The 20,269-nt window shown below is 43.0% G+C and carries 20 protein-coding genes; 2 read left to right on the top strand and 18 right to left on the bottom strand.

Features of this window, described 5'->3' with window-relative positions; all coding sequences use genetic code 11:
• From BR06_RS0110705 to BR06_RS0110660, 10 genes are all read right to left on the bottom strand, one after another.
• The coding region (locus BR06_RS0110705) for a hypothetical protein (protein ID WP_156952701.1) at positions 1-565 on the bottom strand (565 nt) is incomplete at its 3' end.
• A 230-nt stretch (positions 566-795) separates the two neighbouring features.
• Positions 796-1,149, bottom strand: a complete 354-nt coding sequence (locus tag BR06_RS0110700) for a hypothetical protein (protein WP_031482785.1) — start codon at positions 1,147-1,149, stop codon at positions 796-798.
• Between the two features lie 159 nt (positions 1,150-1,308).
• Positions 1,309-2,088 carry a hypothetical protein gene (locus BR06_RS0110695; protein WP_031482783.1) on the bottom strand — a complete coding sequence of 260 codons (780 nt, stop codon included), beginning with the start codon at positions 2,086-2,088 and terminating at the stop codon, positions 1,309-1,311.
• A 69-nt stretch (positions 2,089-2,157) separates the two neighbouring features.
• The gene (locus BR06_RS0110690; RefSeq protein WP_031482781.1) at positions 2,158-2,580 is read right to left on the bottom strand and encodes a hypothetical protein; all 423 of its coding nucleotides are present in this window, start codon (positions 2,578-2,580) and stop codon (positions 2,158-2,160) included.
• 128 nt (positions 2,581-2,708) lie between these two features.
• Positions 2,709-3,575, bottom strand: a complete 867-nt coding sequence (locus BR06_RS0110685) for a hypothetical protein (RefSeq protein WP_031482779.1) — start codon at positions 3,573-3,575, stop codon at positions 2,709-2,711.
• Positions 3,576-3,768: 193 nt separating this feature from the next.
• Positions 3,769-4,788, bottom strand: coding sequence for a type I glyceraldehyde-3-phosphate dehydrogenase (gene gap, locus BR06_RS0110680; RefSeq protein ID WP_031482777.1), 1,020 nt, complete (start codon positions 4,786-4,788; stop codon positions 3,769-3,771).
• 26 nt (positions 4,789-4,814) lie between these two features.
• The gene (locus BR06_RS0110675) at positions 4,815-5,372 is read right to left on the bottom strand and encodes a GAF domain-containing protein (protein WP_031482775.1); all 558 of its coding nucleotides are present in this window, start codon (positions 5,370-5,372) and stop codon (positions 4,815-4,817) included.
• A 172-nt stretch (positions 5,373-5,544) separates the two neighbouring features.
• Positions 5,545-7,050, bottom strand: a complete 1,506-nt coding sequence (locus BR06_RS0110670) for a leucyl aminopeptidase (protein WP_031482773.1) — start codon at positions 7,048-7,050, stop codon at positions 5,545-5,547.
• A gap of 44 nt (positions 7,051-7,094) precedes the next feature.
• Positions 7,095-8,222, bottom strand: coding sequence for an ABC transporter substrate-binding protein (locus BR06_RS0110665; RefSeq protein ID WP_031482772.1), 1,128 nt, complete (start codon positions 8,220-8,222; stop codon positions 7,095-7,097).
• Positions 8,223-8,309: 87 nt separating this feature from the next.
• Positions 8,310-9,788, bottom strand: coding sequence for an STAS domain-containing protein (locus BR06_RS0110660; RefSeq protein WP_031482770.1), 1,479 nt, complete (start codon positions 9,786-9,788; stop codon positions 8,310-8,312).
• A 149-nt stretch (positions 9,789-9,937) separates the two neighbouring features.
• On the opposite strand from BR06_RS0110660, the gene BR06_RS0110655 reads away from it, so the two are divergent.
• Entirely contained in the window at positions 9,938-10,861 is a 924-nt protein-coding gene (locus tag BR06_RS0110655; protein WP_031482768.1) for a DUF362 domain-containing protein, read from the top strand.
• An 81-nt stretch (positions 10,862-10,942) separates the two neighbouring features.
• Here the strand turns inward: BR06_RS0110655 and BR06_RS0110650 are convergent, their stop codons facing one another.
• The 5 genes from BR06_RS0110650 to BR06_RS0110630 all read right to left on the bottom strand — a co-directional run bounded on the left by BR06_RS0110650 (position 10,943) and on the right by BR06_RS0110630 (position 16,793).
• Positions 10,943-12,049: an HD domain-containing phosphohydrolase gene (locus BR06_RS0110650; RefSeq protein WP_031482766.1), complete on the bottom strand. Its 1,107-nt coding sequence runs from the start codon at positions 12,047-12,049 to the stop codon at positions 10,943-10,945.
• 182 nt (positions 12,050-12,231) lie between these two features.
• Entirely contained in the window at positions 12,232-12,741 is a 510-nt protein-coding gene (locus tag BR06_RS0110645; protein ID WP_031482764.1) for a peptidylprolyl isomerase, read from the bottom strand.
• 51 nt (positions 12,742-12,792) lie between these two features.
• Positions 12,793-14,076, bottom strand: a complete 1,284-nt coding sequence (locus BR06_RS0110640) for a DUF401 family protein (protein ID WP_031482763.1) — start codon at positions 14,074-14,076, stop codon at positions 12,793-12,795.
• A gap of 231 nt (positions 14,077-14,307) precedes the next feature.
• Entirely contained in the window at positions 14,308-16,023 is a 1,716-nt protein-coding gene (locus tag BR06_RS0110635; protein ID WP_031482761.1) for a tetratricopeptide repeat protein, read from the bottom strand.
• An 8-nt stretch (positions 16,024-16,031) separates the two neighbouring features.
• On the bottom strand, positions 16,032-16,793 hold the full coding sequence (locus BR06_RS0110630; RefSeq protein ID WP_031482759.1) for a glycosyltransferase family 2 protein: 762 nt from the start codon (positions 16,791-16,793) through the stop codon (positions 16,032-16,034).
• A gap of 228 nt (positions 16,794-17,021) precedes the next feature.
• Here BR06_RS0110630 and BR06_RS0110625 point away from each other — a divergent pair, with 228 nt between their 5' ends.
• Positions 17,022-17,486 (top strand): hypothetical protein, encoded by a 465-nt coding sequence (locus BR06_RS0110625; protein ID WP_031482757.1) that lies wholly within the window; start codon positions 17,022-17,024, stop codon positions 17,484-17,486.
• Between the two features lie 45 nt (positions 17,487-17,531).
• Here the strand turns inward: BR06_RS0110625 and BR06_RS0110620 are convergent, their stop codons facing one another.
• The 3 genes from BR06_RS0110620 to BR06_RS0110610 all read right to left on the bottom strand — a co-directional run bounded on the left by BR06_RS0110620 (position 17,532) and on the right by BR06_RS0110610 (position 20,111).
• On the bottom strand, positions 17,532-18,845 hold the full coding sequence (locus tag BR06_RS0110620; protein ID WP_031482755.1) for a 4Fe-4S dicluster domain-containing protein: 1,314 nt from the start codon (positions 18,843-18,845) through the stop codon (positions 17,532-17,534).
• Between the two features lie 2 nt (positions 18,846-18,847).
• On the bottom strand, positions 18,848-19,783 hold the full coding sequence (locus tag BR06_RS0110615; protein ID WP_031482753.1) for a sulfite exporter TauE/SafE family protein: 936 nt from the start codon (positions 19,781-19,783) through the stop codon (positions 18,848-18,850).
• A 97-nt stretch (positions 19,784-19,880) separates the two neighbouring features.
• The gene (locus tag BR06_RS0110610; RefSeq protein ID WP_031482751.1) at positions 19,881-20,111 is read right to left on the bottom strand and encodes a hypothetical protein; all 231 of its coding nucleotides are present in this window, start codon (positions 20,109-20,111) and stop codon (positions 19,881-19,883) included.
• Between the last annotated feature and the right edge of the window lie 158 nt (positions 20,112-20,269).

The raw sequence follows: 20,269 nt of genomic DNA, 5'->3' as shown, positions 1-20,269 counted from the left end.
CACCAGCCGCCTTGCCACCTTCAACCACAGCCTTCCCGATGCCTTCAATGCTTTTATCCGCAGCGCCATCAAGACCGTCTGTAATCGAGGATGAGGCATTCATTAGCCCTGAAAACATTTTGGAGAAAACACCGTCCGCTTTATTTTGCTCTCTCTTTGCATGCGCCCCTGAAAGTATTTTTACGGCTTCTGCTTGATATCCAGCAGCGAGCGTAATTGGGGCACCTGTTTCATCACAAGGAACAATGGGATGCCCTTCTGAATTATAAGCTATATCGGAAGGTTTTGTTCCATTCTGCAATAGCTGAGCATTAACCTGTTTATGGTAATCATCCACATGAGATGTACTAATTGTATTTTTCTTAGGATCAGGCTTCCCCTTAAAATCATCCTGCCCTGTAGTACTACGAGTAGCCGCATTTCTCAGTGCGCTCAACTCATTATTAGGACCAGCCTCAGAGTCAACTTCCGGCTCGCGCAATTTACCCGACTGACTTTGCGCGGACACAGAATTCACATTTTTACCACTCTTTTCTTCCGCCATACTTTCACCTGAACGGTTCATAAAACCTCTCTGAATTTTCTGGAAGCCACCAAAAGCACGGACCTTTTCCATGTTTATAGAGACTAATCATTGCTTAATACATTCAGAATAGCGGTTAAGCCGGACCCGAAACAGCCGACTCAGGTCCGGGCAGTAAAAAAATGTGAAAAAAGGGCAAAAATATAGCCCCGACCGAAGTCGGGGCTTATACAACTAGATCATATTAATTATCTTCACCTTCATGATTTAAATCACTCAGGAGTATTAGAAGACCCCATCTGCAATTGCGCCTTCGCAGCGGCTTCTTGGATCTTTTCAAAATCTCCACTCGAGATAGTATAATAAACTTCGTAATCTTTATTTTTTACTGTTCGAATAGAAAACACTCCTACAGACTTTGGAGTGTTCCAGTTATTTACTTCTTCAATCTCAATTTTAGAAACGTCTTTAAACAAAAATTGTGTACTTATATAAGCGAAGTTAGCGATAAATCTATCTTCTTCGACTGATTTTAACACAAGATTCCAGCGCGACACAAAGAGAATGACCACGATAAATACTGCTACCAATAACGTGAACTCATAAAACTTTTTATCTAATGCCAATAAAGCTCCTGAAGACATAATCAAAGAAACAAAAATTTTTAAATTTTAAATAAAGCATCGATCTTGACCTCATAGATAAAATGTGAAGAGTGTCAGCATTCCAACCCACACCCTCCAATATATTAAAAGTTTATATACTTGTTGCAAAATAATTCTTGCTTAATCAAACCATGTATAAATCTTCTCGAGAACATCAGGCGTCGGATCAAATTGCTTCATCACAGTAGATTGGCTTTTTTCAGCTGTTGTCTCAATAGGCTGTAGAAGTTTTTTTATTTTCTTTGTTCCAATAGATATTCCGAAATCAAGTGCTGTTGAGTGACTTTCCCCGTTAATGCTCCTAGACATCCCAGCCGAAGACCCTACAGGCAAAGATACACTTGTCCCTGCAGATTTATCTTCTCCTTCGAAATCCTCCGCTGTTTTCGCATTAGACTTCTCTAGGGAAATTTCGCCACTAACATCTATTACATTTGACATTCCGTATTCGACATCACCAACAAGAACAGCATTGTCTTTATCAAAAACATGCACTCCAATTCCTAAGCCTGCTTTAAAACCAAATAATGAAAGACTTACTCCAACTCTAGCTCCATATGTATCTTCCACGTCACCATCAGCTAGGCTCTTCGCATCCCTCTCCGAAGCCCTTCTAATCGCCGCAGCTTGATCCCCCGGGGAAACTGGTACCATGGTCCCCTTTTGAGAACACATCATAATAGGCTTGCCTTCCCCATTAAGAGCTATCTCAAGCGGAGTTACATCAAAAGAGGTTAGGTTTTCACCCCCAGCAGTACTATTGCTACGACTACCCGTGCTGGCAACTACAGGCTTACCCTTAAAATCATCCTGCCCTGTAGTACTACGAGTAGCCGCATTTTTCAGTGCGTTCAGCTTATTATTAGGACCGCCATCAGAGTCAACTTCCGGCTCGCGCAATTTACCCGACTGAAGTCGGGGCTAGTAAAATTACTATCTTGTTAAGTATATGCATTTTCACAATTTAAATCACTCAGGAGTATTAGAAGACCCCATCTGCAATTGCGCCTTCGCAACGCCTTCTTGAATCTTTTCGAAATCACCGCTCGATACAGAGTAAAACGCTGCATATTTTTTGTTTTTCAGTGTCAAAACCGAAAATTGATCAGTGCCACCCGTATAAAAAACTTTTCTCATATCTAAACACTTAACTTCTTTAATTTCTTTAAATAAAAACTGTTTATTTATATAAGCAAAATTAATGACAAATCTGTCTTCTCCAACTGATTTTAGAATAAAATTCCAGCACAACACATAAATACCCACACCAAGAATTACTACTACAAAAAGTACATAGATATAAAAACCTTTAGCTAAGGCAAGTACAGATGCTGCGGACATAATTAAAAAAATAAAAAATAAAAAATAATTCTTAATCTTGAAAAAAATCATAAATACACATTCCTTAGATAAAGTTGCAGAGTGTCGGATAAAGCTCTGACACTCTGCAACAACATATTAAGATACCTTTAAATCATTTACTACAAAACCAATATAATTAAAGTTATTCCACATATCCTCTAAAATCCCAAAGTCGGATCAAATTGACCGAGAACAGCAGAGTGGCTTTTTTCGGCGGTTGTTTCAATAGGTTGAATCAATTTACCTAATGCTCCTCTTTTGACAGAGAATCCAAGAGTCGCAGACGTTGAATGACTTTCCCCATTAATACTCTTAGACATTCCGGCTGAAGGACCAAAGTAAGGTATCGATACACTTGTCCCTGCAGATTTATCTTCACCTTCGAAATCCTCCGCTGTTTTCGCATTAGACTTCTCTAGGGAAACATCGCCGCCTACACCTATAACATTTGACATTCCGTATTCGACATCACCAACAAGAACAGCGTTGTCTTTATCAATAACATGCACTCCAATTCCTAAGCCTGCTTTAAAACCAAATAATGAAAGACTTACTCCAACTCTAGCTCCATATGTATCTTCCACGTCACCATCAGCCAACCTCTTCGCATCCCTCTCTGAAGCCCTTCTAATAGCTGCAGCTTGTTCCCCCGGGGAGACTGGTACCATGGTCCCTTTTTGAGAACACATCATAATGGGCTTGCCTTCCCCATTAAGAGCTATCTCTGGCGGAGTTACATCAAAAGAAGTTAGGTTTTTACCTCCAGCAGTACTATTGCTACGACTGCCTGTGCTGGTAACTACAGACTTCCCCTTAAAATCATCCTGCCCTGTAGTACTACGAGTAGCCGCATTTCTCAGGGCGTTCAACTCATTATTAGAACCGCCCTCAGAGTCAACTTCCGGTTCGCGCGATTCTCCTACCCTAGTTTGCGCGGACACGGAATTCACTTTTTTATCATCATTTTCTTCCACCCTACTTCCCCCTGCAAATCCTCCAAAACTAGCTTCTGAAACTTTCGACATCTCTTACATCCTTGTTTACATTAAATTTATTGAAAAAAATTCATCTATTGAAAAACAAGGATACTTCGAAAGCCGGACATGAATAAGCCGAGTCAGGTCCGGACAGGATGAAAACAAAAAAATTCCCGCTGAAGCGTAAACTTCAACGGGATTTTTAATAAACTAATTACCTAATTTAATAGCGCGGGCTTTGCTACAATCCGCACTTCGCCATATAATCAATCAGGTCCGCAACGCGGCAGGAGTACCCCCACTCGTTGTCATACCATGCATACACTTTGGCAAGATTTCCGCCCTGAACCACTGTGAAATCCGCTTCCACAATCCCAGAATGCGGATCTGCGAGATAGTCAGATGAAACGAGAGGCTGTTCGGAATAACCGAGAATACCTTTAAGTTCGCCTTCTGCCGCACTTTTTAGAACAGCTTTCAGCTCTTCACTTGTTGTGTCCGTATTTAGCACTGCAACAAAATCTACCAACGACACTGTCGGTGTCGGAACACGCACTGAATATCCTTCAAATTTACCTTTCATCTCAGGAATGACAAGCGCAACCGCTTTTGCCGCCCCTGTAGATGTTGGAATCATATTACAAGCCGCCGCACGCGCACGCCTTAAATCTTTATGCGGCTGATCGAGAATACGCTGATCGTTCGTGTATGCATGAATGGTGGTCATGACCCCTTTTTCAATGCCGAACTTCTCATGCATAACCTTTACGATTGGCGCAAGGCAGTTGGTTGTACAAGATGCATTTGAAATAATATCATGCTTGGCAGGATCGTAATCTTTGTGATTAACCCCCATAACAACCGTGATATCTTCTTCCGAAGCTGGGGCCGAAATAATTACTTTTTTAGCTCCGCCTTCAAGATGCTGAGCGGCTTTCGGACCTGTTCTGAAAATACCCGTACATTCTACAACAACATCAACGCCGCACTCTCCCCAAGGGATTCTGCGCGGATCACGCTCTGCAAAGTTTTTCACAGTAAAATCTTCACCAACCTGCATAACGTTGCCGTTAGTCGTTATTTCAGGCGGAAATTTACCATAATTTGTATCTCTGGAACAGAGATGCGCATTAGTTTCAATATCGAATAAATCGTTTACGGCAACCACTTCAATATTATCGCGATGCCTTTCCCATATGGTTTTAAGAACCTGACGGCCAATACGACCGAATCCATTTATTCCTACTTTTACTTTACTCATATTGCTATCCTCGTGAAGGGAGCGGATCAGTCATCGACCCGGTAAGTGTAATCGTCAGCTAACTCACTTGCTCTTTTAAGAGCATGAAACATGCGTGCATTTTCCAGAGCAAGCCCTGAAAGATCTGCTACACATTTAAGGAAATCCAGTTCCTCTTCTGAGAATTCACGCTTCTCACCTGAATATACCCTGAGCACTCCGATAACCTTCTCCCCGCGTGCGGTCAGCGGCAATACAACGAGAGAAACAAGTCCCTCTTTTGCAGCCTCTTCCGGGTACTGAAAGCGATCATCATTGCGGACATCAGCAATACTTAAGATTGCGCCCTTTAGAACTTCCTGATCAATACGGCTTTTAGAAACCTCGACGGGTCCTTTTTTCTCGTATCTTTCACTCAGTCCATATGAAGCATCTGCTAGAAGGACATCGCCACTACGGTCGAGCAATCTGATGAAACAGCCTTTCACGTCCATTTCTTTAGCAACTTTCTCTGCTATCTGCGAAAGAACCTTTTTCGGCCGCAAGCTGGAATTAATAGCTCTAGTAATTTCATAAATCGCTTTGTAGAGTCTGGTTTTACCCATTTCTCAAACCTGCCTTGTTTTCAATTACTTAAAATGACCGTCCCGATGAAAGGGCGGCGATCCTGAATTTAACAACTTCAAACTAATTATTCGCAGACTAACAGATCAGCAATAGGATTGCATACTAAAAAGAAAAAAGCTTCGCAGAGTTCTCTGCGAAGCTTTTTATGCTTTAAATATCTTCCAAATCAATTCTGGTCATCAGTTCGACCAAGGTCTTAACTCCGAATCCCGTACCACCTGCTGCAAGGGTTGCGGTTTTAGCTTTGCGCCATGCAGGCCCAGCAATATCGAGATGCGCCCAAGGCACACCTTCGGGCACAAATTCTTTTAAGAACATTCCGGCATGAATGGTCCCACCCTCTCGCGAACCAACATTCTTCAGGTCTGCAACGTCGCTTTTAAGCTCATCCTTATAGATATCCCAAAGTGGCAGAGGCCAGAATCTTTCGCCAACCTTCATACCCGACTCAAGAATCAGATTCTCAAGCTTAAGAGAATTATCCATAATAGCCCCGACATTCCAGCCGAAAGCAACAATACATCCACCTGTAAGAGTCGCTAAATCAATGATAGCGGCAGGCTCAAATTTTGCGGAAAACGCGAGAGCATCACAAAGCAGCAAACGCCCTTCTGCATCGGTGTTCAAAATTTCAACAGTCTTACCTGAAAAAGAGGTCACAACCTCACCAGGCCTTGTTGCCAGCCCATCAGGCATATTGTCAGCGCAGGGAAGAATACCTACAACCGGTAAATCAGGAGAAAGCTCGCCGATAGCCTTAAAGAAACCAAAAATTGCGGCGGCCCCCGCCATGTCGCATTTCATGTCTTCAATATGCCCGGTAGGCTTAAGCGAAATACCACCCGTATCGAATGTCACCCCTTTCCCAACCAGCACAAGCGGCTTATCGCCTTCACGCCCTTTGGGACAATATTCGAGGGTTATCAAACGCGGCTCGTCATTACTGCCTTTAAATACGGAAGCATACGCCCCCATTCCTTTCTCAATAATCTCTTTGCGCTTCATAGCCTTAAATTTAAAGCCATATTCTTTAGCAAGTTTTTTGGCCTCATCTGCCAAGAAAACAGGATTAGCAAGATTAGGCGGTGCATTAACCAAGTCGCGCGTGCAACCAACTCCGGCACCTATGGCCTGTCCTTTATGAATAGCTGCGGTAAATGTTTCAGGCGGAGTCTCTGCTGTTAGCAAGCGAACAATTTCAGGCAACGCTTTTTTATCATCCTTTTTAGTCTTGAACTCATCATAAGAATAAAGGCCGCTCATGGCTGCTGTCACAAAATGCTCATGCATATCCTCGAGAACCAGCCCTTCGAAAGCAACTAGCGGAGCTCCGACTATCCTGAACTTTAGCTCACGGCATTTGCAAAATGCGGCGGCCACAGCCTGATGAAATTTCTCGACTTCAAACTCATCTTTATCTCCCAATCCCACGAGCATAACTCGTTGAATAGAGGTAGAAGAGCCATAAATAACGGTAGAACTACCAAGTTCACCGCTGAAATCATTAAGTCCCGGAGAGCCAGCTAGCCAATCAGCCTCAGAAGACATCCACGCGGAAAAACCCGGCAGATATTCTTCCGTATCCTTAAATGCAAAGAAAATTACAGCATCAGCAGTCCACGTAGACGCAGGCTCTACAACAATATTAAATTCCATATCAGCTCCGACATAGATTGAGTAAACAAATTAAAAGTCTCGACTTAATTAGGAGAAACCTGCTCCACAAAAGTAAATGTTCCATTGGTGAATTTTACAATATCAACCGTTTTATTCGGAACACGTATACCCTCAGGATAATTAATCTCACCAGTAACCCCTTTAAACCCAACAGTGGAAGCCATTGCAGCGCGTACTGGCTCGGACTCAGTGGTTCCTGCTCTGATCATAGCCTGTGCAAGCAGCATCACCGTGTCATATCCGAGAGCCGCAAATCCGCTTTCAGGTTCTACGCCAAACATATTTTTGTAACTTTTAACAAAGCTGCTAACTTCAGGGGCCGGATTATCATAGGCTACATGGGTCGCAAAATAGATGGAATGAGCATACTCGTCCGGTATGTCAGCCAGCCCCGGAGTATCAAAACCGTCCCCCGAAACAATAGGCTGATCAAATCCGGCCTTACGGGCTTCAATCACATATTTAGGTGCATCAAAAGGCAATGAGGACATGAAAAATACGTCAGGCTTATCTGCTTCTTTCGGTAGTGGATAGCTCTTATCACCAGCATTGTACCAGACTTCATCAACCACGGTTCCGCCATATTTACGGTATCTGCGCTTGAAATATTTTGACAGGGTTTTACAGAATTCACTGGAAACATCCGTACCCACGAAACAGCGTGTAGTGTTAAGTCTGCGTTTGGCAAACTTTGCGGCGGCGCGCGCCTGCATATTGTCGCCAAAGGCCGCCATAAAAAAATTCTTACCGTACATATAAGGTAGATTCTGCATTGTTGCTCCTGCGGTGACAAAAAGAAGCCCTTTTGTCGTCACAGGAGGAGCTGCAGCCATCACATAATCAGCATCATTTAACCCAATAACGGCAACAAGACCCTTTTCATTTGCAATATTGCCCGCAACCATCGCTGTTTTCTCAAGATTGGACTGACAATCTCCAACGATTAAATTCAGCTTCTTGCCCAGCACTCCACCTTCACTATTTATTACGGCTCTAGCGAGTTCCATTCCGTGCAAACCCGGTTGATCAATCACAGCCATATTCCCGGTCAAATTATAAAGCACACCGACTTTGATGGTATCATCTCCAGCCAAAGCTGAACCGGCACACATTCCCAATGCTATCAAGCACATAATTACGATTTTTTTCATTTTACCTCCAAATTCTACAAAGCAAATCCATACACTAATAAACGTTAACACATCGATTTATACTATAAATTATACACAACTTAAATCTTATTTTTTAAGACCAAGCTTAGCTTGCTGCGCCTCAAGGAAATGCTGAAATTTGTTGATTTCTTCTTCTCTTTTCTTAGGAACAGACGGGAATTCTGCTTCCTCACGGTATCTTTTGTCGGCGAGTCCACGACTTACCGCTGCTTCTGCTCCTAAACCCTGCCAACCCGATGTATCCTGAGAAAGTTTTTGAATATAACTTATGCCCATAAAGGCGCGAGTAACTCTGGTGCTATCGCGTAATCTCCGCATATCTTTAAATTCTGCTTTTGCGGCTACTTGCCTGATAGATTTATCAAGTGAAACCATTTTTTCCGGCATTTTCAGCCTTTCAAAAACAGCTCCGTGGTTATTAAGAATCTGCCCCTTATCACCTGCGGTCGATGGATCAATATAAAAGCCAGCGTAAAGTCCGCTCTGATCAAAGACAGAAAGATCACACGACAAATCGACACCAACCCCGCAAGTAAGACAAGTCACATCCCGGTGTCGCGGCATAATATCTCGCGCCCACCAATCATCGCGGTTCATGGGATCAATAATACTCCTCCCGTTCTCGGGAGCGAATTCACTAATGGGAGAACGTCTTAAAGTTCCAGACATCAGCTCACTAACCTGCGTCCAAGCGGCAACACCGAGAACCCCTTTAAAATCACGCCTCCTCCTTCTGGCTAGCAAAAACAAACCTCTGTAAAGCTTGTCTAAAGTTGTGCCGCCTTCTTCGGAAGAATTAAACATTACATATTCATTAAATCCCCCGCCGATGCTCAGATTAAAAGGAGTCCTGATTAAAACTGAACCAGTATCATTTTGCGGGACCAAAAAATCTGCTAAATCATGACCATCGGTAGGGAGCCAGCCCATGGTTCCACCGATGGTAATCATACCACCCAAAACCTTCATATAATCTTCGGGGGACTCGCCTAAACCGCCCACTCCGATAGAATATTCTGTCTGTGAAAATCTGCGGGAAAACATGCGGCTTTCCTTAACCCTTGAATACAAAACATCCGCCATGGAACCGATTACTTTTATTTCGGTTTGACTGTTGTCCCCCGGAATAAAGCGAAAATCACCTATAGGCGAATCCATTTTTTCAAGATTGTCCCAATTCTCGAGAGCCTGACGCTCCCACTGCACAGACTGCAAAAAATTCATAGCATCACTGCGCGAAACAAAAATATCCAAAGAACTGGTCATGCCCGCAGTATCGAGAACATTTTTACAATATGAGCGCAATCCGCATATAGCTAATGCGCCTTTACGCTGTCGAAGAGCCTTTAACGTCTTCACTATACTGCGTATTCCGGCACTGCTTATATAGCGGACTCCTTCCATATCAAAAGCCATACATGCTAGCGATTCGTCCAAAAGAAGATCGTTAAGAACCTTATCAAGTTCTACCGAGCCATAGGCATCAATTCGTTCCCCCATGCTGACGACAACGCTTTCCCCGTGCCTACGAACTTTAATTTCCATTGGTTCCTCTCTTGTTCAAAACCGATAACTCACATGATCTCAACTACAAGTGCAACATTGTCATAACCCGTTCATCTTGTGAAGTTACTTCGAGAAAACCTGTACTATTTTTTCCTGCTCTGGTAATTATGATTATAAGAGGTTCCGCTATGAAAAAAATAATAAATAAGTTCATCCCGAACTCAGCTACCGGGAAGTTCCTCAAGCAAGCCCTTGAAGATAAAAACATGTCCATCAAAGACGTTCTTCATGGTTATATGTATATACGCTGGCCCAAAGCATATATTGGCGCAGCATTAGGCGAAAACAACCTTGCGCCCATCGCGGACTTTTTTGCCAGCCTTGTTGCATCCCCTGACGATAAAGAAAAAAGAGACCAGTTAAAAAAGGATTTCGCGAAGTCCTACCACGGAAAAATAATCACAACAGACGAAGCTATTAAGCTCGTAAATATCGGGCGCGAAGTTTCCGTGACCCTGCCGGAACGGGTCTTGCCATACGAGACTGCTAGAGACATTATACTTAGTGAACCAGATCACATTGTAGCCCTTGAATGCCCTTGCCGAGCATCGAGAGAAAACCCATGCCACCCACTGGATGTGTGCCTGATTGTAGGTGAACCCTTCGCATCATTTGTCATCCAGAATCATGGGAAAAAAGCACACCGCATTACGATTGATGAGGCAGAAAGAACTCTCGAAGCGGAGAATGCGAGAGGACATGTTCACCACGCATTTTTTAAGGACGTAATGTTAGGTAGATTTTACGCGATATGTAATTGTTGCCCATGCTGCTGCGGCGCAATGGAGGCAATGAAGAAAGGCGTCCCGATGCTAGCACCTTCAGGCTATATTGCCATTGTTGACCCGCATAAATGCATAGGATGCGGGCAATGTATGGAATATTGTCCATTTGGCGCAATGTCTGTCCACAGCAAGCGCATGCATATAGATCCAGAAAAATGTATGGGATGTGGAGTCTGTATAAACAAATGTAGAAAAGATTCCTTACACTTAGCGAGAAATAAGAAGCATCCTGAACCACTTCTGGTTGAAAAGCTGATTAATCAATAATTACTAAAAACAAAAAAAAGGCATTGAAATAATGTCAATGCCTTTTTTATTAAATTCTTTTTAAATTAGTTTAAACTGAAACTAACCGTCTGGGTAAATTTTACGAAGCTCGAGAATTTCTTCAATGTTATCAAAGAAGAGATCCGTTAAGAAAGGATCAAACTGCTTACCCTTCTGCTCTTCGAAATAACCCCGTATTTTTTCAATCGACCATGCTTTCTTGTACACGCGGTCACTACCTAAAGCATCAAAGACATCAGATATACCAGTTATACGGCCGTAAATATTAATATCTTCACCGGAAAGACCTCGAGGGTACCCTTTCCCGTCCCAGCGTTCATGATGTTCATGCGCCACGATTGCTGCGGCCTTGATGATTGATCTTTCAGAATGTTTTAAGATCTCATAGCCAATAGTAGTATGAGTTTTGATAATATCAAATTCTTCGGGAGTCAGCTTACCGGGCTTATTTAATACGGTATCAGGAATACCTATTTTACCGACATCATGCATCGGTGCGGCAAGCCTGAGCAAATTAGCTTCTTCTCCGCCAAGTCCAGCACGGAGAGCCAAAATTCGTGTATATTCTGCAACTCTGCGAACATGCTTTGCGGTTTCATTTGAGCGGGTTTCGACAACCTCACCAAGAGTCATAATGATCTCTTTCTGAGTCTCGATAACCTCAACCTGCAATTCCATCAACGCATCCTGCGCCTCTTTTCTAACCTTAATTTCACTACGCAAATCTTCAGTGCGCCTCTGAACTTCAATTTCCAGATGTTCTTTATATTGCTTATTTTCTTTGATCAGGCTGGCTCTTTCAAGCCCTTGGGACAACGCATGTTCAAGAATGCTGAGATCTACAACAGGCTTTGTGACAAAATCCCAAGCTCCAAGACGTACAGCTTTGATCGCATCCTGAATAAGCCCAGCTCCTGAAACAACAAGGATAGGCACATCAGGTTTTTCTTCGCGCACAACTTTTAGAACTTCAAAACCATCAACTCGCGGCATATTCAAGTCAACGAGGACGGCATCAGGTTCTTTTTCTCTAAATATTTCAATACCTTCAGCTCCATCGCCGGCATTTAGGATATTAAACCCAGAGTCACTAAGATAGTCGCTAATTGTTTCGCGCACAAAAGCTTCATCATCAATAACCAGGATTGTTAACTCAGAATTATCCAACTTCTACCTCTACGACTTTTAGCTAAAATGAGTATGTATCTTAATAGACAAGAGACTAATAACAAAAAATGAAACCTTTTAAAATGAATAATCACTTTAAACTATTTATAAGAGCCTAAAAAAAAAACGCCGAAAAGGATATTCCTTTTCGGCGTTAAATAAAACTAACTAACAGTAAAAGGCTAAGCTTCGAAGCGAGTCATAGAGATGATGCTGATTGGATCAACTGGAACATCGTCCATGCCACCGTGGCTACGAGTGCGCACTTTCTTAATCTTTTCCATTGCTTCCATGCCTTCAACTACTTTACCGAATACACAATATCCCCAGCCCTGAGGGTCTTTGGATGAGTGATTCAAGAAGCCATTGTCTTTCACGTTAATGAAAAACTGTGAAGATGCGGAATGAGGGTCCATGGTACGAGCCATTGCGAGTGTACCCACTTCATTTTTAAGACCGTTATCAGCTTCATTTTCAACAGGAGCGTTTGACTCTTTTTCCTTCATGGAAAAATCAAATCCGCCGCCCTGAACCATAAAATTGTTGATAACTCTATGGAAGATAGTTCCTGGGTAGAAATCTTCGTCCACATATTTCAAAAAGTTAGCTACAGTTTTTGGAGCTTTATCTTCGTAAAGCTCAATCAAAACTTCGCCTTCAGGTGTTTCCATCATTACCATTGGATTAGCCATATCGTAATTCCTCCGATTTTTTATTTCTTGCCCCCTAGGGGTCCTGCCGTCCTACACCAAAACAAAAAAGTACGCTACTCCTAGAGAGAGCAAGGCAAGACTGGGTAACAAGACTCTTTTCCATGTTGAAAACAAATCTACCTTAAAATACTCGCACGTCAAAAGAAAACATATATGAAGTGGAGATGCCATGAGTCCCGCAAATCCAGAGAACATGCAAAGCATGGCCCAAGCTGGCAATTGAGACTGTATACCCATGGTGTCAACCAAGCCCACAACTAGAGGCATTGCTGCTCCAACAAAGGCCAAAGTAATACCTGCAATAAAACCAATCAAGAATGGGACAAATACGGCGGCAGCAATTAATGCAGCTTCCCCGCCGGCTAAGCGTGCCAACTCATTAACAACCCCGCAAGCTCCTAAAATATCCTTAAAAATAAATACGCACAAAATCAGAAAGATCATACTCAAGAATCTTTTTTGTCTTACCAAAAGCAAGACTACAGGAGCAGATCCAGAGTTAGCGAATGCGGCGCATAGAACGGCCAATAACAACGCAAGAATCACACCTATTTCAAATGCAACACCCGGAAATATCAACGATAAAACGCCTTCAAAAAACAACGCCCCGCAAATAGCGACAATCAGCGGAAGCCCCTCTTTTAAAACTTTAAAAGCACCGCCCGGCGGAATAATCAAACTGTCATGAACACCATCTTCAAGAGGGAGCACAGACGGTCTTAAAAAAAAGAAATACCCAAGCAAAATACACGCAAGAGTGCCGGGAGCAGTATAACTGATAAATTTAAATATGGACATATTACATAAGGCCGAGCCGAGAATCATGCCCGGATACAAAGGCCATGCAAGCTCCCAAACGTGCCTGAACCAATAATTAATTACCGCTTTGTCCTTATCTGAAACATCAAGACCTTCCGCAGCTTCACGAATCATAGGAGCTGAAAAAATTGCCCCACCCGGCATAGGGAGTAACCCAATCAGTGCAGGAAAAAATACTAAACGCAAACGAGGACTCTTAAGATATCCCGTCAACGACTCCATTATCCGCCCGGCCTGCCCAGTTTTTTCAAGCAGTCCACTAAGAAGCATGATCAATGCGACAATCAAAACCAGATAAATAGTTTTTTCATCTATAACTGCATCTCGAGCCGCATAAAATAGTGCGTCCATCTTCATATGGGTCAGGAGGGCTAAAACAAAGCCACCTAAAAGAACCGATAACCCAACCCCGAACTTAAACCTGATGCCAAGCAACATGCAGATAAAAACAAGGATGATTTTCACAAGAGGCATAAGGTGGGTGAAAGAATCCATAAACCGTCTCCATACAACAGGTGTCAAATAATAATATTAACTATAATCACAGTAGGCATGACAAGACGAAATTCATAACAACGGATCATGAACTTCATATGAACAGTATTAAACTATCTACTCGAATAGACTTCAAGCAACATCTACAATCCCGTTTACCCTATGATCACGGGATTAGCAGATCAGCAGATTTGCTGGGAGATATACTCATGAAAAATTAAATCTTAAAGATTAAGGGATGAGACTCAAATTTTTCTGCGCAAGTTTATTGCCGGGATCAATTTCAAGAGCTTTACGCAATGTAGCACGGGCATCAGAATAATTACCGCGCATGGCGTAAAGAATTCCCATGTTAACCATGGAATCCACAAGGCGCGGATTGAGCGCGAGAGCTTTTTTATAATCACGCAGAGCCTCATCTAATTTGCCCTGCTTATGATTGGCAACGCCCCGATTCGCATACGCTTTTGCGTAGTTCGGATTAACCTGCAAAGCTTGTCCATATAGGCCCATAGCGCTGACGAGTTCGCCGCGCTTACTATAAATATTAGCGAGATTTGTCATGGCTTTATAGTGTGAAGGATCAGCCTTGATTGCGGCTTTAAAATGGATTGCGGCTTTAGCAGAATCTTTTTTGCGGTCCAACAAATTTCCATAGTTGTAATGCATATGGTGATTATTCTCAGTCACAGAAAGAGCGCGCTTATATAATGAACCGCTATCTTTCCAATATCCAGCCTGAGTGAATGCCCCCACGAGCAGAAGCATAACAACTATTGCCCCCACGCCAACGGCGACTTTAGCAGGAACACGCCCAAATTTAACCAAATGAGCGATCCCAAAACATATCGCAATATACAGCCCGATAAATGGGATATAAGCATAGCGATCTGCCATGGATTGATCACCAACCTGAATTAGTCCGATAACAGGAACAAGCGTTCCTAGGTACCAAAACCAACCAACGGCAACAAAAGGTGCCTTTTTAATATATCGAACACACACAGCCGAAACAGCGATAATGAAAAGTGCAGCGGAAACAGGCTTCCAAATAGCAATCTCTTGCGGATATGGATAAAACACAGCCAGATCAACGGGAAAAACCAGCTCGCGTAAATATGAAACCCATGATGTCAGCGCATTCGAAGCTCTTAGCGCAAACGGAAACGACTCACTGGACTGCATAGCGCCATCGCCCTTCTGGGCCATAAAAGTCAGCACCGAGGAGAGTACAGAGAGCAGTACCAAAGGTAACTTTTCAGCAGCCAGCTTAATAAATTTTGCAACAGGATTCTTTTTAAGATCAATTCTGCCAAGAGGCCAGAAATCGAGAAGAAGCAATGCGGCAGGCAGAGTTACAACCATAGGTTTGGCAAGAATTCCAAGTCCGGTGAAGAAAAAAGTAAGCGCGTAGCTACTCATATTTTTACTCTTCACCCAGTCCAGCCAGCTTATCATTCCAAGCAGCCAGAAAAAGGTGCAGAGCACGTCTTTACGTTCAGAAACCCACGCTACAGACTCAACGTGCACAGGATGCACGGCAAAAAGGGCCGCAACAAAAAATGAAGGGAACAAGCCGCCCTCTTCAAGTCCTGCCGTAGCTTTGATCAGAAAAAAGAAAAGCAGCAGCACATTCACAAGGTGCAAAAAAACATTAACCAGATGACGCGCACCAGCAGAATCTCCGAAGAGCGAAGTGTCCAGCATATGCGAAACAACTGTCAGCGGATGGTAATTTGAAAGTTGAAAAGAGCTAAAAGCCCAGCCGACATTCTCAGCTGAAATCCCTTCCATCACTCTCGCGTTGTCAGTCACGTAGCTAGTGTCATCGTATGTAACCAGCTCGAAATTTCCGCTCTGGGAATATACAATTAAAACAAGTGCAGTCAAAATAACTGCCGCAACCATACCTTTCTTGAATTCATTATCCGCTGCAAAACCGGGCATATGCGAGCCTATCTGTCTTTACGAGGTTCAATCGACTTAAGAAATTCACATTTCATCCATCCAAGCTTATGAAGGGCTGTTTCGCAGGAACACCTGAGCACTCCAAGCCCGTACTTAACGGAACGCTTAAAACTGATGGAAGAAGAGTCATCCATATAACGTGTAGGGCAAGTCACCTCGCCAATATCAAATCCGGCATAAATAACCTGACAAAGCATCTGATTATCAAAAACAAAATCATCATCATTTTCGTCAAAAGGGATACTTTCAAGCAGTTCGCGAGAAAAAGCGCGATAGCCTGTGTGGTACTCTGAAAGATTGTAACCGACCATCATGTTCTGGAAAAAGGTAAGAAAACGGTTTGCTACATATTTATAGAGAGGCATTCCGCCCTTGCGTGCGCCTGTACCTAGAATACGAGACCCGAGCATACAATCAAAAACACCGTTTGCAATGGGCGATACCATGGCTGAAATAATCAGCGGTGTGTACTGGTAGTCAGGATGAACCATGACAACAACATCCGCACCCATTTTAAGAGCAGTGTTGTAACAAGTTTTCTGATTGCCGCCGTACCCAGTATTACAGATATGAACTACGGTTTTAATGCCTAAGCTTTCAGCCTGTGTAACGGTATCATCGCGGCTGCAATCATCGACAAGCAAAATTTCATCCACTACATCAGTGGGCAATTCATCCAACGTTTTCTTTAGGGTAGATGAAGCGTTATAAGCAGGCATCACCATTACAACTTTTTTACCATTAACCATCAGTTCGTCATCTCCTGTACATAAAACGGCCTTGAGCATCCGAATATCTATTAGTATTAAATTTCAAAAATTATTATAATCGTATTTAACTTAAAGCGACTTACCACCAAAAGAGTAGGTCAATCAACAGCTATCAACACGGTTGCCTGCTGAGAATCTTTCTAGTATTCACCTCACGAAGCTAATAACTAACACCGATCAAAATTTTGCAGCATAAGGGAAAGTAAAATGGAAGAAGCAAAAATCAGAGAATATATCCACGCAATCATCATGGAAAAATGCACTCACAACGAATCCGCAAGACAGGATGCAATCGGTGAGTTCATCACCTTAACCATGCCCAATATAGATGAAAAAGCGACCAGCAGCATTAAGAGTATGATCCCGACCATCTCGGAATTATACGATAAATGGGCAGTAATGTTCATAGACAGACTTCTCGAAACAGTGCCGCAAAATCAAATTGATGAGCTATGTAGCGGCACAGTTGAAAACGATTCCGCAATTGTTCTCATCTACATCATGTTCATGGAATCTGAGCGCATGGAAAAACAAGTAGCCGACGATATTTCTGAATACGCGCCCACTCAAGATGACGAGCAGGGAAATATTGCAAGCGATTATATTCGCGCAAAACTTTCACAAATCGCGGCTGATCAGGAAAAAGAAAAAAACGAAGCTCCTATCCAGTAGCAAATGAATAACAGAAGTCCGGAAAGCGATAAGTTTTCCGGACTTTTATCCTTTCGACTTTATCGCATCCAAAAAACGGGACCGCAAAGCTTCACTCATAAGCCCTTTTTTCACGGGCGAAAGTTTTAAAAATCCACCAACAACAGCCCGCATAAAAGATTCACTCCGGCTATTCGGATTATCGAAAATAAGATTCTGCAACGTGCCCCGTTCAAGGGATTGCAAGATCACCCGCTCAAAACTATCCTCGGGATGAATAACTTTCTGCTCACGCTTATCCATCTGTAATGATCCGGTCTTGCACTTTAGCGCACAGACCCCGCACCCAAGACAAAGCTTCGTATTTATCTCAGCATACTTTTGCTTTTTCGCTTTAGATTCAGTTAAATTATACAACTCAGAAGAATTCACATCCGCCCTTTCACGTAGAGCTATAGCATCAATTGGACAAGCTTTGACGCATAGTCCACAGCCGTTACAGCTTTCAACATCACAGCTCGCTATGAAAGACGAAGATACAAGCATCCCCGGGTAGCCAGAATATTTTATACCCTGCATCAAGTTGCAGCAACATCCACAGCAATGGCATATGAATCCGGCATTCTGCTTAACGTTGTCAGTTGAAAGTGTGAATCCCAGATCTTTGGATCTAGCCAGAATATCTAACATCTCGCCGCGCGGTATTTCACGCGCAAATTTATTTCGAATTAAAAACTGAGCCGCATCTCCCATGGAAGTGCAGGTTTCAAGATCCACATCACAACCCTGCTTACCAAGGTGCATCTTTTCATGACGGCAAGAGCATAAACCTACGGCGAATAGATCCTGCTCTGCGATCAAGGCAGACGCTTTCTCATAATCGAGGATTTCAACATGATCCACATCGCGAATAGTTTCTTCATGGGGAATAGCGCGCATGACCGAAATTTGCTGTCCATCTCCAAAATTCGCATCAATAAAAGAGCTGTCTCCGAACATGTAGCTCTGAAATAGCTCAGCCCACTTTTTAGAATCTAGATTATCGCCTGTCCGCATCATGGTGAATTCAAAAAAACCGATCACGAAAGGGCTTATCATATATTGATATTCATCCTTCTCCCACATATCGCAGACCAGCCCTTTTGAGCACATATTCTCAAGCATGGGCCGAAGTTTGCGTGCATCAACACCAGTGATCTCTGATATGCGCAAAATAGAGGAAGGACGGTAAGGCATGCGGACAATAAGATCCGCTTCCGCCGGAGAATAAAGAGACTTTAACAGCTTCTGTAGAGGTTCGGACCAAGGCATACGAACCGTGGTATTATCTACCTTTTGGCCCAACTGCCGATAAATATCTTTCCCAATAATATGTCCCATATCTAGAAAAACTCGCTGATGTACTTGCCGGCAGTAAATATTATAATCACTGTCAGCATCCATTTAATATACTTGGCAGGAAAAAACTTCTGACAACGCGCTCCGAAATACATACCCGCCATACCGCCAAGGCCGAAAAGAATACCAAGCGACCAATCTGGCGCAATGGACATATTCGGATAATACGGAGCAATTACTTGATAAAATATAACTCCAGCAACCGAAGTCACAAAGGTCCCCATGAGTGCGGCCCCGGCAACAGTATAAATCGGTAGCCCAAATAAAGTCACAAAAAAAGGAGCTATAAACGAGCCGCCGCCAATACCGTAAATCCCACCAACGACTCCCACAATTAGAGATAATGAGAGGAGGCCGAGTGTCGAGCAGTCGTAAACTTCACCGTAAAATCCATAGCTTATACGTGAAACAGAAAATTTTAGAACCTTAACGGCTGGAAGATTTTCACCGTTCATCTTTGCATGAATTTGTTCTTTAGCCATCTTCTGAAATTTTTCTTCTGTCGCTTTGCTTCCACCACTTTCCTTTTTGAGGATGCTGAACGCCAGTTTGACTCCGATCCACAGCAATACGGCTGCAGCAAACAGCTTAAACGCGGCAGGATCCGGCAACCATCTAACACGGACAATTGCCCCTACAAGCACGCCGGGCAACGTTCCGACAGTAACAACTATTGCTAGAGGCCACACCATGCGGCCTTCACGAATATACCGCAACACACCGGAAGGAATAGCTACAATATTAAAAAGCTGATTTGTCCCTGAAACTGAAGGGGAAGTGTAACCGAGAAATGACATCTGAAAAGGCATTAATAAAAACGCGCCTGAAACGCCTCCCATCGAAGTAAAAAAGGACACCACGAACGCCACAAGCGGTGGAATAAGGGGGTTTACTTCAACGCCGGAGACAGGAAAATACATAGATAAAATCTCACTTTTATTAGTAACCGCATTTCGTCAAAAGAATCCCCGCCTTGTTTTTACAAAGCGGGGCTAAAAAATTACACCAATCTCCAACCTATCTCTGCTTGTTAAACTCATCAAGCATACCCGTGAGTCTCCCTAGCAGCTCTCCACGTTCTTGAGCAACTTTTTTCCATTTCTTTTTTTCGCTTTTTAGCGCTTCAACAGTCTGGAGCAAGTCCTGAATTGTATTCGCCGGATATCCGTGCTTCGCAAAATTCCCTTTGCGAAGCTCTTCATCGTTTCTCTGGCGCAAGGCCCGTATTTGACTGGCAGATAATATCATATTTAGTCGAAGGTTAAATTTTTACTGTTCAGACATACAAATTAACCTTGCATGTGAACTTCTGCAAGGCCTTGCATAAAAAATATTTCAAACCAGATTTGTAATAAAAAAGGCCCGAAAGAGAATTCTCTTCCGGGCCTGATTATCATTAATTTTGC

The sequence above is a fragment of the Maridesulfovibrio frigidus DSM 17176 genome, from assembly GCF_000711735.1.
Lineage (GTDB): Bacteria > Desulfobacterota > Desulfovibrionia > Desulfovibrionales > Desulfovibrionaceae > Maridesulfovibrio > Maridesulfovibrio frigidus.
Note: the sequence above shows the minus strand (reverse complement) of the source record. Positions and strands in the feature narration are given on the sequence as shown.